This is a genomic window from Nocardia sp. NPDC004415, assembly GCF_053602435.1.
In genome coordinates, this window is sequence record NZ_JBSGDP010000012.1 from 101076 (window position 1) to 117261 (window position 16186).

Here is a 16186-nt window from a genome sequence, read left to right on the forward strand (position 1 = left end):
CTCTAGGCTCGGACACTGTGCCGAACACGTCTGACACCGCAGCGACCCAGCCCGCCGGGGACCCGAACTACCTGGTGGGGCTCGATCTGCGCGGGCGCAGAGTGGTCGTGGTCGGCGGCGGGACCGTCGCCCAGCGCAGGCTCGGCCTGCTGGTCGCCTCCGGCGCCGACGTCCACGTGATCAGCCGCGCGGTCACCCCGGCGGTCGAGGGGATGGCCACGGCGGGCCAGCTCACGGTGGAACTGCGCGCGTACGCCGACGGCGATCTGGACGGCGCCTGGTACGCGATGGCGTGCACCGACGAGCCCGAGACCAATGCCGCGGTCGTCGCCGAGGCCACCGCCAAGCGGGTGTTCTGCGTGCGCGCCGACATCGCGCGCGACGGTACCGCCGTCACCCCGGCCACTGCCCGCTACGACGGACTGACCCTCGGCGTGCTCGCCGGTGGTGCGCACCGGCGCTCGGCCGCGGTGCGCAACGGCCTGCTCGAGGCGCTGCAATCGGGTGTGGTGACCGACGATTCGGAGCCGGTGATCCCGGGTGTCGCCCTGGTCGGCGGCGGACCCGGTGATCCCGACCTGATCACCGTGCGCGGCCGCAGGCTGCTGGCCCGCGCCGACCTGGTGATCGCCGACCGGCTGGCACCGCCGGAACTGCTGGCCGAACTCGGCCCGCACGTCGAGGTCATCGACGCCGCCAAGATCCCCTACGGCCGGTCCATGGCCCAGGAGGCGATCAACCAGGCGCTGATCGACGGCGCGAAGGCGGGCAAGTTCGTGGTCCGGCTCAAGGGCGGTGACCCGTATGTCTTCGGGCGCGGCTACGAGGAACTGGAAGCCTGCGCCGAGGCCGGTATCCCGGTGACGGTCGTCCCCGGCATCACCAGCCCGATCTCGGTGCCCGGCGCGGCGGGCATCCCGGTGACCCATCGCGGGGTCACCCACGAGTTCGTCGTCGTCAGCGGGCACGTCGCCCCCGACCACCCGGACTCGCTGGTGGACTGGCCCGCGCTGGCCAAGCTGCGCGGCACCCTGGTGCTGATGATGGCGGTCGAGCGGATCGACAAGTTCGCCGCCGCCCTGCTCGACGGCGGCCGCCCGGCCGAGACCCCCGCCGCGATCATCCAGGAGGGCACGCTGCGCACCCAGCGCGTGGTGCGCGCGGACCTGGGCACGGTGGCCGCGGCGGTCAAGACCGAGGAGATCCGGCCGCCCGCGATCATCGTCATCGGCCCGACGGCGGGCTTCGGCCTCGACTAGCTTCGCGGGCCGCGCACCCTCGCGTTGCCGCGGCGCCAACTACACTGCCTCGCTGTGCTCGATAAACCCGCTGCGACGATGCAGTATCCGGTGACGAAGCGGGCCTTCGGCCTCGCCATCCTCGTACTGAGCGGCCTGCAGCTCATGGTCGTGCTCGACGGCACCGTCGTGATCTTCGCGCTGCCGCGGCTGCAGGAGGAGATGGGGCTGTCCAGTTCGGGCAGCGCGTGGACGGTGACCTCCTACGGCCTGACCTTCGCGGGCCTGATGCTGCTCGGCGGCCGCCTCGGTGACGCGTTCGGCCGCAAACGCATGCTGATCTACGGCGTCGGGCTGTTCACCGCCGCCTCCCTGGCGTGTGGCCTGGCCACCGGCGAGGCCATGCTGCTGGTCGCGCGCGCCGTGCAGGGCGCCGGGGCCGCCGTCGCGGCACCGACCGCGTTCGCCCTCGTCGCGACCACCTTCGCGCCCGGGCCCGCGCGCAACCAGGCCATCGCGATCGTCGGCTCGATGGTGGGTATCGGCTCGGTCGGCGGCCTGGTCGTCGGCGGCGCGCTCACCGAGTTCTCCTGGCGCTGGATCTTCCTGATCAATGTGCCGATCGGCGCGCTCATCGTGCTCGGCGCGGTCTACAAGCTCTCCGACACCGCCCACCACCGCACGCCCCTGGACATCAAGGGCGCCGTGCTGGGCACACTGGCCTGCGCCACCATCGTCTTCGGCGCGACCGAGGGCCCGGCCATGGGCTGGGACAGCCCGGTGATCCTCGGCTCGCTGATCGGCGGATTCGCGCTGCTGATCGTCTTCGTGCTGGTCGAGCGCCGCCAGTCCGATCCGCTGCTGCCGTGGTCGCTGTTCGACACCCGCGACCGGGTCGCCACCTTCGTGCTGATCTTCCTGGCCGGCGCGGTGCTGGGCGCGATGACGTTCTTCGTCGCCCAGCTGCTGCAGAACGTGCTCGGCTACAGCCCGCTGCAGGCCGGTGTCGCCTCGATCCCGTTCACCATCGGCATCGGCGCCGGTGGCGCGGTGGCGTCCAAGGCGGCGCTGCTGATCGCGCCGCGCTGGCTGCTGGCCGGTGCGGCCACGGTGCTCGCGGCGGGCCTGCTGTTCGGGTCGACCCTCGACCGCGAGGTGCAGTACCTGACCACGCTGCTGCCGCTGCTGCTGGTGATCGGTTTCGGCGTGGGCGTGGCCATGGTGCTCGCGCCGCTGTGCGTGCTGGTGGGGGTGCCGCCCGCGAACATCGGCCCGCTCTCCGCGGTCGGCCAGATGTTCATGAACCTGGCGACCCCCATCGCGATCGGTCTGCTCAGCCCGATCGCGGCCTCGCGCACCCTGTCGCTGGGCGGCACCGACGGCAAGGCCGCCGACATGACCCCGGCCCAGATCGAAGCCCTCAACAGCGGCTACACGCTGGTGCTGCTGGTCTGCTCCGGGCTGGCGGTGCTGGCCGCGCTCGTCGCGCTGACCCTGCGCTTCACCCCGCAGCAGCTGGTGCAGGCCCAGCACGCCCAGGACGAGGCGCAGCGGGCCTGACCCCGGCTCAGAGCCGTCCGGCGACCTTGCGCGGGCTGATCCGCACGATGACCCGCTCGGCGTCGTGCTCGGCGGCCGGATTGAATTCGCGATAGGGCTTGCCGGTGTACTTCAGCGACATCTCGTCCGGCAGCGCCCGCTCCGGGTCGGGCGTGGTGGTCGCGGTGCCGCGGATCTCGGCGTAGAGGAACGGGCGGTCCGGCGGGTTCACCATCACGGTGACGCGGGGGTCGCGCGCCAGGTTCTTGGCCTGCTGGCGGGCGACGGTGGTCGAGAACAGCAGGTCCTCGCCGTCGCGTTTGATCCAGACCACGGTGAGGTGCGGATGCCCGTTGGCGCCCACGGTCGCGACGGTGGCGTACACGCGTTCGTCGTCGAGGTAGGCCTTCAGTTCGTCGGAGAGCACTGCGGTATCGGTCACGTCTGTGGAGAACACATGACGAACCCGGCGCATTCCGCCCGGTGTCCGCCGGTCCGGCAACCTGCGGGTCCGGCTCCGCGGCAACGGGTTTCGCGCGGGCCCGTAGCCGCGGTGGCGGGGATACACCGGGAAAAGGGGGTTGCCGCCACCGGGATCGGCCCCGACACTGGAGCCTATGTCGTTGCCGTCGCTGGATCTGCTGGACCGCTGGACCTCGCTGGCCGGCCCCGACGCCGCGGCTGTCGGGGCCGGGATCATCGCCCGCTACGCCGAGCCGCACCGGCGATATCACACCCGCGCGCACCTGAGCGCCGTGCTCACCGCCGTCGACGAGCTGGCCGCTGCCGCAAGCGATCCCGACGCCGTGCGGTACGCGGCGTTCTTCCACGACGCGATCTACGCCGTCGACCGGGCCGACAACGAGGAACGCAGCGCCGATCTGGGCCGTGATGTCCTCGAATCGCTCGGCGCGGCACCGGAACTGGTGGACGAGGTGGTGCGGCTGGTCGTGCTCACCCGCGGTCACGATCCCGAGGCGGGCGACACCAACGGCGCCGTGCTCTGCGACGCCGACCTGTCCGTGCTCGGCGGTACCCGTGAGGACTACACCGCCTACGCCGTCGCGGTGCGTGCCGAATACGCCCACGTCCCCGACGACCTGTTCCGGGCGGGCCGGGCCGCGGTGCTGCGCAATCTGATCCGCCAGCCCCGCCTGTTCCGTACCGACCTGGCTTTCGACCGTTACGAAGAGCAGGCGCGCGCGAACCTCTCGGCCGAGCTCACCGATCTCACCGCCGTCACCGGCTGAGACGCCCGGCTCAATCCGTGCGTCCGGTCAGGGCCAGCGAGGCACCCAGGCCGATCATGACCAGCCCGCCCGACCCACCGACCGCGGCGAGCCTGCGCGGCGACCGCGCGAACCACGTCCGCGCCGATCCGGCCGCCAGCGCCCACAGCGTGTCGAGGATCAGGCCGAAGGCGGGGATGCACAGCCCGAGGACGAGCATCTGCTGCGGCACGCCCCCGCGCGCCGGGTCGACGAACTGGGGCAGCAGCGCCGCCAGGAACACGATGGTCTTCGGATTGGCGAACCCGACGACGAACCCGTCGCGCAGCACCCCCACGGTCCCCCGGGTAGTCGGCGGAGTCCCGGCCTGGAACGACTCCCACAGGCTGCCGCGATGCCGGATCGCCTGGACGCCGAGATAGACCAGATAGCCCGCGCCGACGAGCTTGATCACGGTGAAGGCCGTCGCGGAGGCCACCACCAGCGCACCCAAGCCGAAGGCCACGGCGACGACCTGCGCGTACACCCCGCCCGAGTTGGCGACCACGGTCAGCAGTGCCGAACGGCGCCCGGTGGTGAGCGCCCGGCTGATGGTGAACAAGACACTGGGCCCCGGCGCGAGGACGATCAGGAACGCCAGACCCGCGAACGACATCAGCTGACCCCAGGACACCATGTCACCCGACATTATCGGGCTGCCCCCGTGCTGCCAAGGGAATACCTGGGGGAACCCGGGGCCGTAGCCAGACCCCGGGTCCCTGGTTGCCATCCGATGCGCACACCGCGCGTGCGGGAGCGGATCAGTCTGTCACGACGCGTCGTTCCATTGGACCACCTCGCACTGGCTGCAAGGGCCGGAGTCGAACCGGCAGTTCGTCGTCGGGCGTCCTCTCCTCGCCGGGCGGTGATGGATGGCGGATACTCGTACTGGAGCGAGAGTCTGAGATTCGGCACGGCTGCCTCTGCCATTTGGGCTACCCCGGCCTGTGCCGGGGGCGGGACTCGAACCCGCACTGTCACCGTGTGATTCAGGCTGAACTTCAGTCTGAGCGTGTTGCGCTCGCGCGCATTCCCCTGTGCTCAGCAGGGGAGTCTGTGGGGTCAGCCGAACAGGTAGTCGAAGACGACCTCGCCGACCCGGCGGTCGGCGATCTCGGCGCCGTTGGCCTCCTCGCGGGCGAACTGCACCGCGCGCCGCAACTTGTCGATGCGGGCGGACAGCTCGTTGACGCGGCGGGCGGGCAGCGCGCCGGAGAACTTGACCGTGGTCCAGTAGCCGACCGCGATGTCCTCGTAGTACACCTCGACCTGCGCGGGGTGCTTGTCGGTGGCCTCGGCCTTGACGTGGTTGCGCGGCACCTTCCTGGTCCGGATGGTGCGCACGGCGTCGGTGCGCCAGGTGTCGGAGGAGTCGTCGAACGACCAGCTCTCCGCGGCGTCGAGCACCGGCAGGCGGGCGACGAAGGCGAGCAGGTCGGTGAGCTGCTTGTCCAGGAACAGCAGATACGACACCGGCACCGCGGACAGCAGGGTGGTGCCGTCGACGGTCACGTCCGCCTTGGCCTCGCAGTTGGCCCAGTCCTTGGTGGCGGTCACGTCGAACAGGCGGGTGAGGGTGGCCGCGGTGTCGCGCAGCACCTGCTCGGACTTCACCTGCACGCGGGTGGACTCCGGCGGCAGCTGCTCGCCCTCCTCGTCCTTGGGCTGATACGTCCGCGCCAGCCCGGCCAGCAGCGTGGGCTTGCCCAGCAGCGACTGCTTGTCCGCGAGCTCGCGGGCCGCGCCGGTCTTGACGCCCTTCTCGACCGCGATGATCTGGTTCAACTTCGTCATGTCACACCTCCCCGGTGCAGCGCACGGCCCGACGCCGTTGTGCACGAATGGTTCCCGAGCGGCTCGTGATCTGTTCCCCCTCGGCCGCGTCGGCAACTCTAGCCGATGCGCGGACGGGTCCGCATCCCGATATCCGCGGGCCGCCGGGCCGACACGCGGGGCGTCACCCGGCGATCTCCGCGCGTAGGCGGGCAGATTCTGTTGCGGCAATCTGCTGCAGCTGGTCTCGCCGGTGCGCGCGGGCGCCTAACGGGCCGGGGTCATGGCGATGTTCCAGAACTCCGCGTAGCGCCCGCCCCGGGCCAGCAATTCCTCGTGGCCGCCCTGTTCGGCGATGCGGCCGCCGTCGAGGAACACGACGTGGTCGGCCCGCTGCGCGGTGCGCAGCCGATGCGCCACCGCCACGACCGTGCGGCCCGCGGCGAGTTGCTCGATGCCGTGCTGGACGGCGGCCTCGTTGACCGGGTCCAGCGCCGAGGTCACCTCGTCGAGCAGCACGATGGGCGCGTTCTTCAGCAGGGCACGGGCGATCGAGACGCGCTGGCGCTCACCGCCGGACAGCAGCGCGCCGCCCTCGCCGACCTGCGCCGACCAGCCACCGGGCAGCCGCTCGATCACCTCGTCCAGACGCGCGGCGCTCGCCGCGGCCCGCACCTCGGTCTCGCTCGCGTCGGGACGGCCGAGGCGCACGTTGTCCTCGATGGTGCCGTCGAACAGGTAGACATCCTGGAAGACCAGTGCGATGCGGGCCATCAGGTCCTCGGTGCCGATCGAGCGCACGTCCACCCCGCCCACGCGGACCGCACCCGCGTCCACGTCGTGGAAGCGCGCGAGCAGTTGCAGCAGGGTGCTCTTGCCCGCGCCGGAGGGCCCGACGACGGCGACGCGCTGCCCGGCGGGTATCGACAGCGACAGCTCGTCGACGACGGTGCGGTCGCCGTGCCGGAAGGTGACGTCCTCGAAGCGCAGATCGTGGCAGGTCGGCCGGATCGGTGTGGCGGGTTCGGGGAGCGGTTCGGTGCGCAGCACCGCGTCCAGCCGGGTCAGCTCACCGCGCGCGGCCCGCAACTTGCCGCCCATGTCCGCCAGCGCGAGCAGCGGGTCGGCACAGCGGGCCGCCAGCACGAGCACGGCCAGCACCTCCGCCGGGGAGATCGCACCGCCGAGCGCGAGATAGGTGCCCAGCGCCAGCAGCACGGTGAAGGCCGCCTGCACGGCCAGCGCCAGACCCACCACGCCCGGCAGCGCCGCCACGGTGGAGCGCCGGGCCGCGCGGCCGATGTCACGCAGGGCGTCGTCGAGGACATCGAAGCGCTCGCCGGTGCGCCCGGCCGCCCGCAGGACCGGCTGGGCCCGCAGGTATTCGATGATGCGCGCGGTGGCCTCGTGATCGCGTTCGGCCCGTTCGCGATCGGTGGCCGCGGTCGCCGCGCCCGCCCGCACGAAGATCAGCGCCACCAGTGGCGCGGCGAGCAGCGCGGCCAGGCCCAGACGCCAGTCGTAGGCCAGCAGCACCAGCACGATCGTGGCCGGGGTGACTGCGGCGCCGATGAACGGGGCGAGCAGATGCGCGAGCACACCCATCGCGTCCAGCACGCCGCGGCTGGCCGACACCGAGACCTCGCCGATCCGGCTGGTGCTGTACCAGCCCAGCGGCAGCCGGCCCAGGTGCTCGCCCAGCCGGTGATACATCCCGGTCAGCAGCGTGGTGCCGACCCGGAATCCGGCGCGGTCGCTGAGGTAGCGCAGCACCGCGTAGACCGCGACCGCGGCGCCGAAGGCGATCAGCCAGGGCCGGACCTCGGCGGGCGTGGGGCCGAACAGGGCCGCGAGGATCGGCACCAGCAGGGCGTAGGACAGGCCCTCCACAACGGCGGTGATCGTCATCAGGGCCACCGTGCGGCGTACGGGTGGGGCGTACTCGGGACCGAGCACGCGCAACAGCATCCGGATCATCGGAGATCGACTCCTCGCGGGTCGTCGGCGGAACCGTCGGCGATCGCCGCGCGGTGGGCTTGCCAGACGGCGGCGAACCGGCCGCCGGCCGTCAGCAGGTCGGCGGGCCGGCCGCGCTCGACGATCACGCCGTCGTCGAGGACGGCCACGGTGTCGGCGTCGGCGATGGTCTCGAGGCGATGCGCGATGACCAGCACGGTCCGCCCGGTCAGCGCGGCCAGCGTCCGGCGCACACCGAGTTCGGTCTGCGGGTCGGCGAAGGAGGTGGCCTCGTCCAGGACCAGCACCGGCCGGTCGGCGAGCAGGGCCCGCGCCAGCGAGACACGTTGCGCCTCACCGCCGGACAGCTCGGTGCCCGCGCCGAGCACCGTCTCGTAGCCCTGGGGCAGTTCCAGGATCCGGTCGTGGATGTTGGCCAGCCGGGCCGCGCGGACCACCTCGTCCCGGCCCGCCCGGGGCGCGGCCAGCGCGATGTTGTCCGCGATCGAGGCGCGCAGCAGCGTGGTGTCCTGGAAGACGAACGAGACCCGCTCGTAGAGGGCCGCGCTGCCCAGCTCCCGCAGATCGACCCCGCCGAGCAGCACGCTGCCGTGCGAGGGGTCGAAGAATCTCGGCAACAGTTGTACGAGAGTGGATTTCCCGCTGCCGGAGGGGCCGACGAGCGCGGTCACCGTGCCGGGTTCGAGGACCAGATCGACCCCGCGCAGCACCTCGTGCTCCGCGTCGTAACCGAAGCGGACATCGCGCAGTTCCACCCGGTGACCGTCCGGGGTGACCGGGTGCGCGGGTTCGGGCAGCGGTGCCACGGCGAGCACCTCCTGGATTCGCGCGACCGCGCGGCGCGCGGCCTGGAGATCGTCGAAGCCGTGGCCCAGCGCCGCCACCGGGGCGGTCAGGCCGAGTCCGAGCAGCAGGAACGGCAGCAGATCCGCCGGGGCCAGCGAGCCGCCGGTGATCAGGACGGCACCGCCCACCAGGACCACCAGCAGCACGAACGGCGGCGACAACGCCACCTGCATGGCAGCCGCGGGTCCGGCCAGGCCGCGCACCATGCGCGCGAAGCTCAGCACGAAGCGGTCCACCGAGGTGCGGAACCGGTGATGGGCGCGCCCGGTGCCGCCGAAGGCCTTGACCACCGCGATGCCCTCGACGAACTCCACCACCGCGTCGGCGATCCGGCCCATCGAGGTGTCGAATTCGGCCTGTTCGCGCAGCCGCGCGGGGGTCATCATGAGCGGGACGAAGGCGATGGCCAGCGCCACCGGGATCAGGGTGATCAGCGTGAGCCGCCAGTCGATACCGAGCAGGTAGATCAGCGAGACCAGCGGCACCACGAACGCCGCGACCAGCTCGCCGGGGGCGTGGGCGATGAACGGGTGCACCGCGGCGACGTCGTCGCCGACGACCTTCGCCAGCTCGCCGGTGCGCCGCCGGGCGAACCAGCCGATCGGCACCGTGCCCAGCCGCTGCGCCAGGCGCCGCCGGAAGGTCAGCTGCACGCGGGTGTCGAGCAGGTGCCCGATCCCCGAGGACGCCGCGGTGGCCAGCAACCGGACCAGCAGCCCGGCCGCGCCCACCGCGACGACCAGCCAGAGGTGTCCGTGGTCGATCGGGCCGGGCGACAACAGGACCCGGCCCAGTTCCACCACCGCGAGCAGCGGGGCCAGCCCGGCGACCGCGCCGAGGACCTGCAACAGCACCACTGCCGTGAACCCGGCCAGGTGTGGTCGCAGCAGCCCGGCCGGTGCGGCTGCCGAGATCGGTGTGTCGAGGGTTTCCATCGCTCTCCCTGCGTCGAACGCGACCGTTTTCGTACGCGTACGATAACCATAGCTCGAGTTCTCCGGATCGGAAAGGGAAGGATGACCGGATGCCCGCACAGCAACCCCGCGCGAAAGGCGGCAGGCCGCCGCGCCTGACGGTGGCGGCGATCATCGCCGCGGCCGACCGCATCCTGGCGGCCGAAGGTCCGGAGAAGTTGTCCATGCGCAGGCTCGCGAGCGAGCTCGACAGCGCGCCGATGGCGCTGTATCACCATGTGCGCGACAAGGATCAGCTACTGCTGCTCGTCCTGGAGAAACACGCCGAGCAGATCTCCCGGCCGGAACTGCCCGCCGACCCGCGCGAGCGCCTCACCGCGGTCGCGCTGCTGCTCTACGAGCTGCTCGCCGAGCGGGCCTGGATCGTCGAGGTGCTCACCACCGGCGACCTGTTCGCCCCGGCCGCACTGTGGTTCGTCGACGAGATGATCGGCGCCGCCGTCGACGCAGGCTGCACGCCGGAGCAGGGCGTGGCCGTCTACCGGGCCATCTGGAGCTACATCGTCGGCAGCCTGATCATCCAGGTGAACAGCGCCCGGCGTCGCGAACGCGCCGCCCCGGTCTACGACGACGCGGCCGTCGCCGAACTGGCGACGGGCAGGTATCCGCACATCGCGGCCGTCGCCGATCGCTGGACCGAACTGGGCATCCGCGACACCCACCGCGCCGGGCTGCCCGCCATCGTCGCCGGGCTGCTGGCCGGCTACGCGTCTAGGTGAGGATGAGAAGTTCGGTGGGCGAGGCGATCTCGGTGCGCAACCCGGCCTTGTCCGCCACCCGCGCCACCCCGCGGACATCGGTGGGCTCGGCCCGGGTCAGTACCAGGGCGCGGGCCAGCAGTCCCTTGTGATGCTTGTTGAAGTGGCTCACCACGGTGCGTGAGCCGTCGGGGTGTTCGGTGAGCACATTGGCGGTGACGGCGCCGGGCACCCGGCCGAGCTGCTGATAGGTGCCCGAGCGCAGATCGACGACGAGCTCGCCCGCGGCCTCGGCGTAGAGCGCGTCGGGCAGGACCTCACGCCACACCGCCGACAGCGTCGGCAGGCCGGGCAGTTTGGACCCGCCGGAGAGCCGATAGGCCGGGATCGGATCGCTCGCGCGCACCGCGCCGAACAGTGCCGAGCCGATACCGAGCCGCGCGTACGCCTTGGCTCGCTGCGCCTTGGTGAACGACCGTGCGTCCAGCGCGTCGTAGAGCACGCCGGTGTAGCGCTCGAGCGCGGGCCGGGTGGGGGAGACGCGCAGGGCGGCATTGCGTGCGATCTCCGCGTCGGCGCCCTTGCCCAGACCGAGCACCTTCGCGGCCGCGGCCGGGTCGGCGGCGAGCTGGACGACCTCGGTGATCAGCTTGTCGCGGACCGCGCCGAGCTGCGGCATCGCCAGATCGTCCAGGTCCAGCGGCGCGCCCGATCCGCCGTCGGATTTGGTTTCGGAGGGAGGCAGCAGCACCAGCACGAGGGACAACGGTAATGCGCGGCCGCGCGCCGCCGGGGCGCGGGTCAGCGCACCGCGTCGAGGAACTTGCGGGTGCGCTCGTTGGTGGGGGAGCCGAAGATCTGCTCGGGCGGGCCCTGCTCGACGATGCGCCCGCCGTCGAACATCAGCACCCGGTCGGAGACCTCCCGGGCGAAGCGCATCTCGTGGGTGACGATGAGCATGGTGATGTCGGTGGTCTCGGCGATGGTGCGCAGCACGTCGAGCACATCGCCGACCAGTTCCGGGTCCAGCGCCGAGGTCACCTCGTCGAGCAGCATGACCTTCGGGTCCATCGCACAGCAGCGCGCGATGGCCACCCGCTGCTGCTGCCCGCCCGAGAGCCGGGTGGGATGCTCGTGCGCCTTGTCGGCCAGGCCGACCACCTCGAGCAGGTGCTCGGCCCGTGCGCGGGCCTCGGCCTTCGGCGTGCCCAGCACGTGGATCGGCGCCTCGGTGATGTTCTCGAGCACCGTCATGTTCGGGAACAGGTTGAACTGCTGGAACACCATGCCGATCTTGGTGCGCGCGGCGCGCAGTTGTTTCTCGGTGGCGGGCACCAGCTTTCCGCGCCGCTCGGTGTGGGTGAGTGGGGCGCCGTCGACCCAGATCACGCCGTCGGTGATCTTCTCCAGTGTCATGAGCAGACGCAGGATGGTGGTCTTGCCCGAGCCCGAGGGCCCGATCAGCGTCACCTTCTCGCCGCGCCGGACGCTGAAATCGAGGTGGTCGAGCACCGTGAGGCCGCCGAAGCGTTTGACCACCTGATCGAATCGGATCATCTCGTCAGTAGTAGGCAAGTCGCTTCTCCAGTCTTCTGATCAGCACGGAGGTCGGGTAGCTGGCGACCAGGAAGAACACGCCGGCCAGCGTGATCGCCTCCAGGTAGGCGAAGTTGCGGGCACCGAATTGCTGTGCGGCGGTGACCAGTTCGACCACCGAGATGGCGAACAGGAACGGCGTGTCCTTGAACATCGAGACCGCGTTGGTGCCCAGCGCGGGCAGGCTCGCCCGGATCGCCTGCGGCAGCACCACCGCGCGCCAGGTGCGCAGCGGCGGCAGCGACAGCGCCCTGGCCGCCTCCCACTGCCCCGGCGGCACCGCCTCGATCCCGGCCCGGTACACCTCGGCCAGATAACTCGAATAGTGGATGCCCAGCACCACCACCCCGATCTGCAACGCCGAGAACTGCGTGAACAGCGTGTAGGCGAACAGCAGTTGCACCACCAGCGGTGTGAGCCGGACGAACTCGCTCACCGCGTGCACCGGTGCCGCGATCGCGCGCGGCAGCGACCGGCGGATCATCGCGATCACCAGACCCAGCACCGCGGCCAGCGCGAAACCGAGCACGGTGGCCAGCAGGGTGATCCGGAATCCGTCCCACAGCACGGGCAGCGCCTCGCGGGCCCGCTCCCAGCTCCATTGCGCGGTCACGGCGCCGCCTTCGTCTCGTCGGGTGCCAGTCGCAGCACTTCTTTGATCGAGGTCCCGCGGCCGAGCTTGGTCTTGGCCCTGGTCTCGAGCAGATTCATGCCCAGGGTGAGCGCGTAGGCGAGCACGAAATAGATCACCAGCCCGACACCGAAGGAGAACAGTGTCTCGCCGGTGGTCCGGCGCAACTGGCCGATCTCGTAGGTGAGGTCGTGCAGGGTGATGTAGGAGGCCAGCGCGGTGGCCTTGAGCAGGTGCACCAGCAGATTGGTCAGCGAGGGCAGCATCAACGCCCACGCCTGCGGGAACAGCACCCGCCGCATCCGCTGCCACGGACCGAAATTCAGCGCGACCGCCGCCTCGAACTGGGCGCGCGGCACCGCGTTCAGCGCCCCGCGCACCACCTCGGCGCCATAGGCGCCGTAGTTCAGGCCCAGGGCCAGGATGCCGCAGAACACCGGGTCCAGCTTGAAGCCCAGCAGCGGCAGCACATAGAACAACCAGAAGATCTGCACCAGCAGCGAGGTGCCGCGGAAGAACTCGATCAGCACCCGGGCGCCGCCGCGCGCGGCGCGGTTGCGCACCCGCGCGGTGGTGCCCAGTGCCAGTGCCAGCACGAACGCGAGCAGCGCGCCGCCGACGGTCAGTTCCAGCGTCACCACGATGCCCTCACCCAGCGCGGGGAGGGCATCGCGCAGCGCGTCGAGAGAGCTCATCAGGGGGTCAGATCTCGCCCTCGCACAGCTTGGCCGTCGTGTACTCCGGCTTCGGCAGTTCGCGTTCGGTGAAGCCGAACTTCCCGACGATCGAGAGGTAGCGGTCCTTGTCGGCGGTGATCTTCGCCAGCTCCGCGTTGTAGGCGGCCAGCAGGTCCGGATCGCTGGTGCGGAACACCGTGCCACCCGCGCCGACCTGCGGTTTGCCGTCGATCACCGCCACGAACGAGGGGGTCACGTCGACGGCGGCGTCCGGATTGTGGTTCTTCAGCCAGTTCAGCGAGATGGCCGTGAGGGCGAACACGTCGGCGCGTCCGGAGGTGACCGCGTCCATGCCGTCCTGCGGGGTGGCGACCTGGGTGGCGCCGATGCCGAGGGCGGCGGCGTAGTCGGACTCGATGGCCCCGGTCATCGCGGCCATCTTCGCGCCACTGGACTGGATGGACTGCATGTCGGTGAGATTCAGCGGATTGCCGGGTTTCACCATCAGCGCGGTGGTGTACATGAATTCCGGTTCGCTGAACGCCGCCTGCTGACAGCGTTTCGGCAGGATCGACATGCCCGCGCTCACCGCGTCGAATCGGTTGGCCTGCAGGCCGGGGATGAGCGCGCCGAATTCGGTCTGCACGCCGTCGACGGTCTCGATGCCGAGCGCGCCGAAGATCTCCCGGTGCAGGGCCACGGTGGCGCCGGTGAGCTGCCCACCCTCCTCGAACGAGTACGGTGCCTCACCCGCGAAACCCACCGTGATGCTGCCCTTTTCGCGCAGGCTCTCGAGGAGCTGCCCGGGCTCGGCGACCTCGGTCCTGGTACAGCCGACCAGTGCGGCGCCCACCAGCGCCGCGCCGGCGAGCACGGCCGCGCAGCGCTTCGGCAGAGAATTCGTGACGGTCATATCGGACCTCTCGCAAGTATTTCGAGTGAAATATTCTTGTTCACGAACATAAATGTCCGGTATTCCGGAATTGTGTCGTCGTAATCGTTTTGTTATCCGCTGATTGGCATCGACTCGAAATGGGTAATCCAGAGAGATTTCCGGGCCGGCGGTGCTGTCCGGCCGCCTCGGCGGTAATCCGTTGTGAGTGCGCCCGGACCAGGGACTACGCTGTGCACCCGTGATCACCCGCCTCTCCCGCCTGTTCCTGCGCACCCTGCGAGACGATCCCGCCGACGCCGAGGTGCCCAGCCACAAACTGCTCGTCCGTGCCGGCTACGTCCGCCGGGTGGCCCCCGGCGTGTACTCGTGGCTGCCGCTGGGTCTGCGCACCCTGCGCCGCATCGAGGACGTGGTGCGCCAGGAGATGGACGCCACCGGCGCCCAGGAGATCTCCCTGCCCGCGCTGCTGCCGCGCGAGCCCTACGAGACCACCAACCGGTGGACCGAATATGGCGACGCCCTGTTCCGCCTGCAGGACCGCAAGGGCGGCGACTACCTGCTCGGCCCCACCCACGAGGAGCTCTTCGCGCTCACCGTCAAGGGCGAGTACAACTCCTACAAGGATCTGCCGGTCACGCTGTACCAGATCCAGGCCAAGTACCGCGACGAGGAGCGCCCCCGCGCCGGCATCCTGCGCGGCCGCGAGTTCGTGATGAAGGACTCCTACTCCTTCGACCTCGACGACGACGGTCTGGCCACCAGCTACGCCACCCACCGCGCCGCCTACCAGCGCATCTTCGAGCGGCTCGGGGTCGAGTACGTGATCGTGGCCGCCACCTCCGGCGCCATGGGCGGCAGCGCCTCCGAGGAATTCCTCGCGCAGAGCCCCGTCGGCGAGGACACCTACGTCACCTGCCTCGAGTCCGGCTACGCCGCCAATGTGGAGGCCGTGGTCACTCCCGCCCCCGCGGCGCTGCCGATCGAGGGACAGCCCGCCGCGGTCGAGTACGACACCCCGAACACCCCCACCATCGCCACCCTGGTCGACTGGGCCAACGAGGCGAAGGTGCTCGACCGCACCGTCACCGCGGCCGACACGCTCAAGAACGTGATGGTCAAGCTGCGCCACCCGGACGGCAAGACCGAGATCCTCGGCATCGGCGTCCCCGGTGACCGCGAGGTCGACGACAAGCGTCTCGAGGCCTCCGTCGAGCCCGCCGAGGTGGAACTGCTCACCGACGCCGACTTCGCCGCCAACCCCTTCCTGGTGAAGGGCTATATCGGCCCGAAGGCGCTGCAGGCCAACGGTGTCCGCTACCTGGTCGACCCCCGCGTCGTCGAGGGCACCGCCTGGATCACCGGCGCCGACACCCAGGGCAAGCACGTCGTCGGCCTGGTCGCCGGGCGCGACTTCACCCCCGACGGCACCATCGAGGCCGCCGAGGTCCGCGACGGCGATCCCTCGCCCGACGGCGCCGGTCCGCTGGTGGCCGCCCGTGGCATCGAGATCGGCCACATCTTCCAGCTCGGCCGCAAGTACACCGACGCCTTCGACGTCGACGTGCTCGGCGAGAACGGCAAGCCGGTCCGGCTCACCATGGGCTCCTACGGTGTCGGTGTGTCGCGCCTGGTCGCGGTGATCGCCGAGCAGCAGCACGACGACAAGGGCCTGCGCTGGCCCGCCGAGATCGCCCCGTTCGACGTGCACGTCGTCATCGCCAACAAGGACGCCGCCGCCCGTGAGGGCGCCGAGCAGGTCGTCGCCGGTCTCGACAAGCAGGGCCTCGAGGTCCTCTTCGACGACCGCACCGCCTCGCCCGGCGTGAAGTTCAAGGACGCCGAACTGCTCGGCATGCCGTGGATCCTGGTGATCGGCCGCGGCTGGGCCGACGGCAAGGTCGAACTGCGCAACCGCTTCACCGGTGAGGCCGAGGAGATCCCGGCCGACGACGCGGTCGCCGCCGTCGTCGCCAAGATCCGCGGCTGAGTCCGCCCGGGCCGATCCCGGGTGGCGCCCCCCAGCGGCCCCGGGAAAGCCCAAGCGGCGCCAAAGCGCACCAGGCAGCCCCCGCCG

Annotated in this window: 15 protein-coding genes; 5 read left to right on the forward strand and 10 right to left on the reverse strand. The window is 70.9% G+C overall.

Translation table 11 applies throughout. The annotated features are described in order from the left end of the window. Nucleotides 1-17 precede the first annotated feature (17 nt). Nucleotides 18-1259, forward strand: a complete 1242-nt coding sequence (gene cobA / locus ACWEMY_RS08700; protein ID WP_452389482.1) for a uroporphyrinogen-III C-methyltransferase — start codon at nucleotides 18-20, stop codon at nucleotides 1257-1259. A gap of 78 nt (nucleotides 1260-1337) precedes the next feature. Then, nucleotides 1338-2798 carry an MFS transporter gene (locus ACWEMY_RS08705; RefSeq protein ID WP_452389496.1) on the forward strand — a complete coding sequence of 487 codons (1461 nt, stop codon included), beginning with the start codon at nucleotides 1338-1340 and terminating at the stop codon, nucleotides 2796-2798. A 7-nt stretch (nucleotides 2799-2805) separates the two neighbouring features. Here ACWEMY_RS08705 and ACWEMY_RS08710 read toward each other — a convergent pair whose 3' ends face one another. Beyond that, nucleotides 2806-3219 (reverse strand): PPOX class F420-dependent oxidoreductase, encoded by a 414-nt coding sequence (locus ACWEMY_RS08710; RefSeq protein WP_452389483.1) that lies wholly within the window; start codon nucleotides 3217-3219, stop codon nucleotides 2806-2808. Nucleotides 3220-3394: 175 nt separating this feature from the next. Here ACWEMY_RS08710 and ACWEMY_RS08715 point away from each other — a divergent pair, with 175 nt between their 5' ends. Next, nucleotides 3395-4027 (forward strand): HD domain-containing protein, encoded by a 633-nt coding sequence (locus ACWEMY_RS08715; RefSeq protein WP_452389484.1) that lies wholly within the window; start codon nucleotides 3395-3397, stop codon nucleotides 4025-4027. Nucleotides 4028-4037: 10 nt separating this feature from the next. Here ACWEMY_RS08715 and ACWEMY_RS08720 read toward each other — a convergent pair whose 3' ends face one another. The 4 genes from ACWEMY_RS08720 to ACWEMY_RS08735 form a co-directional block, all read right to left on the reverse strand. After that, nucleotides 4038-4682, reverse strand: a complete 645-nt coding sequence (locus ACWEMY_RS08720; protein ID WP_452389485.1) for a LysE family translocator — start codon at nucleotides 4680-4682, stop codon at nucleotides 4038-4040. 425 nt (nucleotides 4683-5107) lie between these two features. After that, on the reverse strand, nucleotides 5108-5839 hold the full coding sequence (locus ACWEMY_RS08725) for a DUF7873 family protein (protein WP_375929180.1): 732 nt from the start codon (nucleotides 5837-5839) through the stop codon (nucleotides 5108-5110). A 246-nt stretch (nucleotides 5840-6085) separates the two neighbouring features. Beyond that, nucleotides 6086-7795: an ABC transporter ATP-binding protein gene (locus tag ACWEMY_RS08730; protein WP_452389486.1), complete on the reverse strand. Its 1710-nt coding sequence runs from the start codon at nucleotides 7793-7795 to the stop codon at nucleotides 6086-6088. Next, nucleotides 7792-9576 (reverse strand): ABC transporter ATP-binding protein, encoded by a 1785-nt coding sequence (locus ACWEMY_RS08735; RefSeq protein WP_452389487.1) that lies wholly within the window; start codon nucleotides 9574-9576, stop codon nucleotides 7792-7794. The genes ACWEMY_RS08730 and ACWEMY_RS08735 overlap by 4 nt, the downstream gene beginning before the upstream one ends. Before the next feature lie 89 nt (nucleotides 9577-9665). On the opposite strand from ACWEMY_RS08735, the gene ACWEMY_RS08740 reads away from it, so the two are divergent. Then, complete coding sequence (locus tag ACWEMY_RS08740; protein ID WP_452389488.1) at nucleotides 9666-10334, forward strand: TetR/AcrR family transcriptional regulator; 669 nt, start codon at nucleotides 9666-9668, stop codon at nucleotides 10332-10334. On the opposite strand, the gene yaaA is transcribed toward ACWEMY_RS08740, so the two are convergent. From yaaA to ehuB, 5 genes are read right to left on the reverse strand one after another with little or no spacing between them, the layout of a single operon-like run. Continuing rightward, nucleotides 10327-11070 (reverse strand): peroxide stress protein YaaA, encoded by a 744-nt coding sequence (gene yaaA, locus ACWEMY_RS08745; protein ID WP_375929176.1) that lies wholly within the window; start codon nucleotides 11068-11070, stop codon nucleotides 10327-10329. The two genes, ACWEMY_RS08740 and yaaA, sit on opposite strands and share 8 nt — an antisense overlap. 44 nt (nucleotides 11071-11114) lie before the next feature. Then, on the reverse strand, nucleotides 11115-11870 hold the full coding sequence (ehuA, locus tag ACWEMY_RS08750) for an ectoine/hydroxyectoine ABC transporter ATP-binding protein EhuA (RefSeq protein ID WP_452389489.1): 756 nt from the start codon (nucleotides 11868-11870) through the stop codon (nucleotides 11115-11117). Nucleotides 11871-11874: 4 nt separating this feature from the next. Beyond that, a complete protein-coding gene (gene ehuD, locus ACWEMY_RS08755; RefSeq protein ID WP_375929174.1) occupies nucleotides 11875-12522 on the reverse strand; it encodes an ectoine/hydroxyectoine ABC transporter permease subunit EhuD in 648 nt (215 codons plus the stop codon). Continuing rightward, nucleotides 12519-13238, reverse strand: a complete 720-nt coding sequence (gene ehuC, locus ACWEMY_RS08760; protein WP_452389497.1) for an ectoine/hydroxyectoine ABC transporter permease subunit EhuC — start codon at nucleotides 13236-13238, stop codon at nucleotides 12519-12521. Before ehuC ends, ehuD begins: the two co-directional genes overlap by 4 nt. A 4-nt stretch (nucleotides 13239-13242) precedes the next feature. After that, nucleotides 13243-14130, reverse strand: coding sequence for an ectoine/hydroxyectoine ABC transporter substrate-binding protein EhuB (ehuB, locus tag ACWEMY_RS08765; protein WP_452389490.1), 888 nt, complete (start codon nucleotides 14128-14130; stop codon nucleotides 13243-13245). Between the two features lie 220 nt (nucleotides 14131-14350). On the opposite strand from ehuB, the gene ACWEMY_RS08770 reads away from it, so the two are divergent. Further along, entirely contained in the window at nucleotides 14351-16099 is a 1749-nt protein-coding gene (locus tag ACWEMY_RS08770; RefSeq protein ID WP_452389491.1) for a proline--tRNA ligase, read from the forward strand. The last annotated feature ends 87 nt before the right edge of the window (nucleotides 16100-16186 follow it).

Excerpts from the sequence above, each read along its gene's own strand:
- ACWEMY_RS08705 (WP_452389496.1), top strand. The coding sequence starts at position 1,338 with ATGCAGTATCCGGTGACGAAGCGGGCCTTCGGCCTCGCCATCCTCGTA.
- ACWEMY_RS08715 (WP_452389484.1), top strand. The coding sequence starts at position 3,395 with ATGTCGTTGCCGTCGCTGGATCTGCTGGACCGCTGGACCTCGCTGGCC.
- ACWEMY_RS08720 (WP_452389485.1), bottom strand. The coding sequence starts at position 4,682 with ATGGTGTCCTGGGGTCAGCTGATGTCGTTCGCGGGTCTGGCGTTCCTG.
- ACWEMY_RS08725 (WP_375929180.1), bottom strand. The coding sequence starts at position 5,839 with ATGACGAAGTTGAACCAGATCATCGCGGTCGAGAAGGGCGTCAAGACC.
- ACWEMY_RS08730 (WP_452389486.1), bottom strand. The coding sequence starts at position 7,795 with ATGATCCGGATGCTGTTGCGCGTGCTCGGTCCCGAGTACGCCCCACCC.
- ACWEMY_RS08735 (WP_452389487.1), bottom strand. The coding sequence starts at position 9,576 with ATGGAAACCCTCGACACACCGATCTCGGCAGCCGCACCGGCCGGGCTG.
- ACWEMY_RS08740 (WP_452389488.1), top strand. The coding sequence starts at position 9,666 with ATGCCCGCACAGCAACCCCGCGCGAAAGGCGGCAGGCCGCCGCGCCTG.
- ehuA (WP_452389489.1), bottom strand. The coding sequence starts at position 11,870 with ATGATCCGATTCGATCAGGTGGTCAAACGCTTCGGCGGCCTCACGGTG.
- ehuB (WP_452389490.1), bottom strand. The coding sequence starts at position 14,130 with ATGACCGTCACGAATTCTCTGCCGAAGCGCTGCGCGGCCGTGCTCGCC.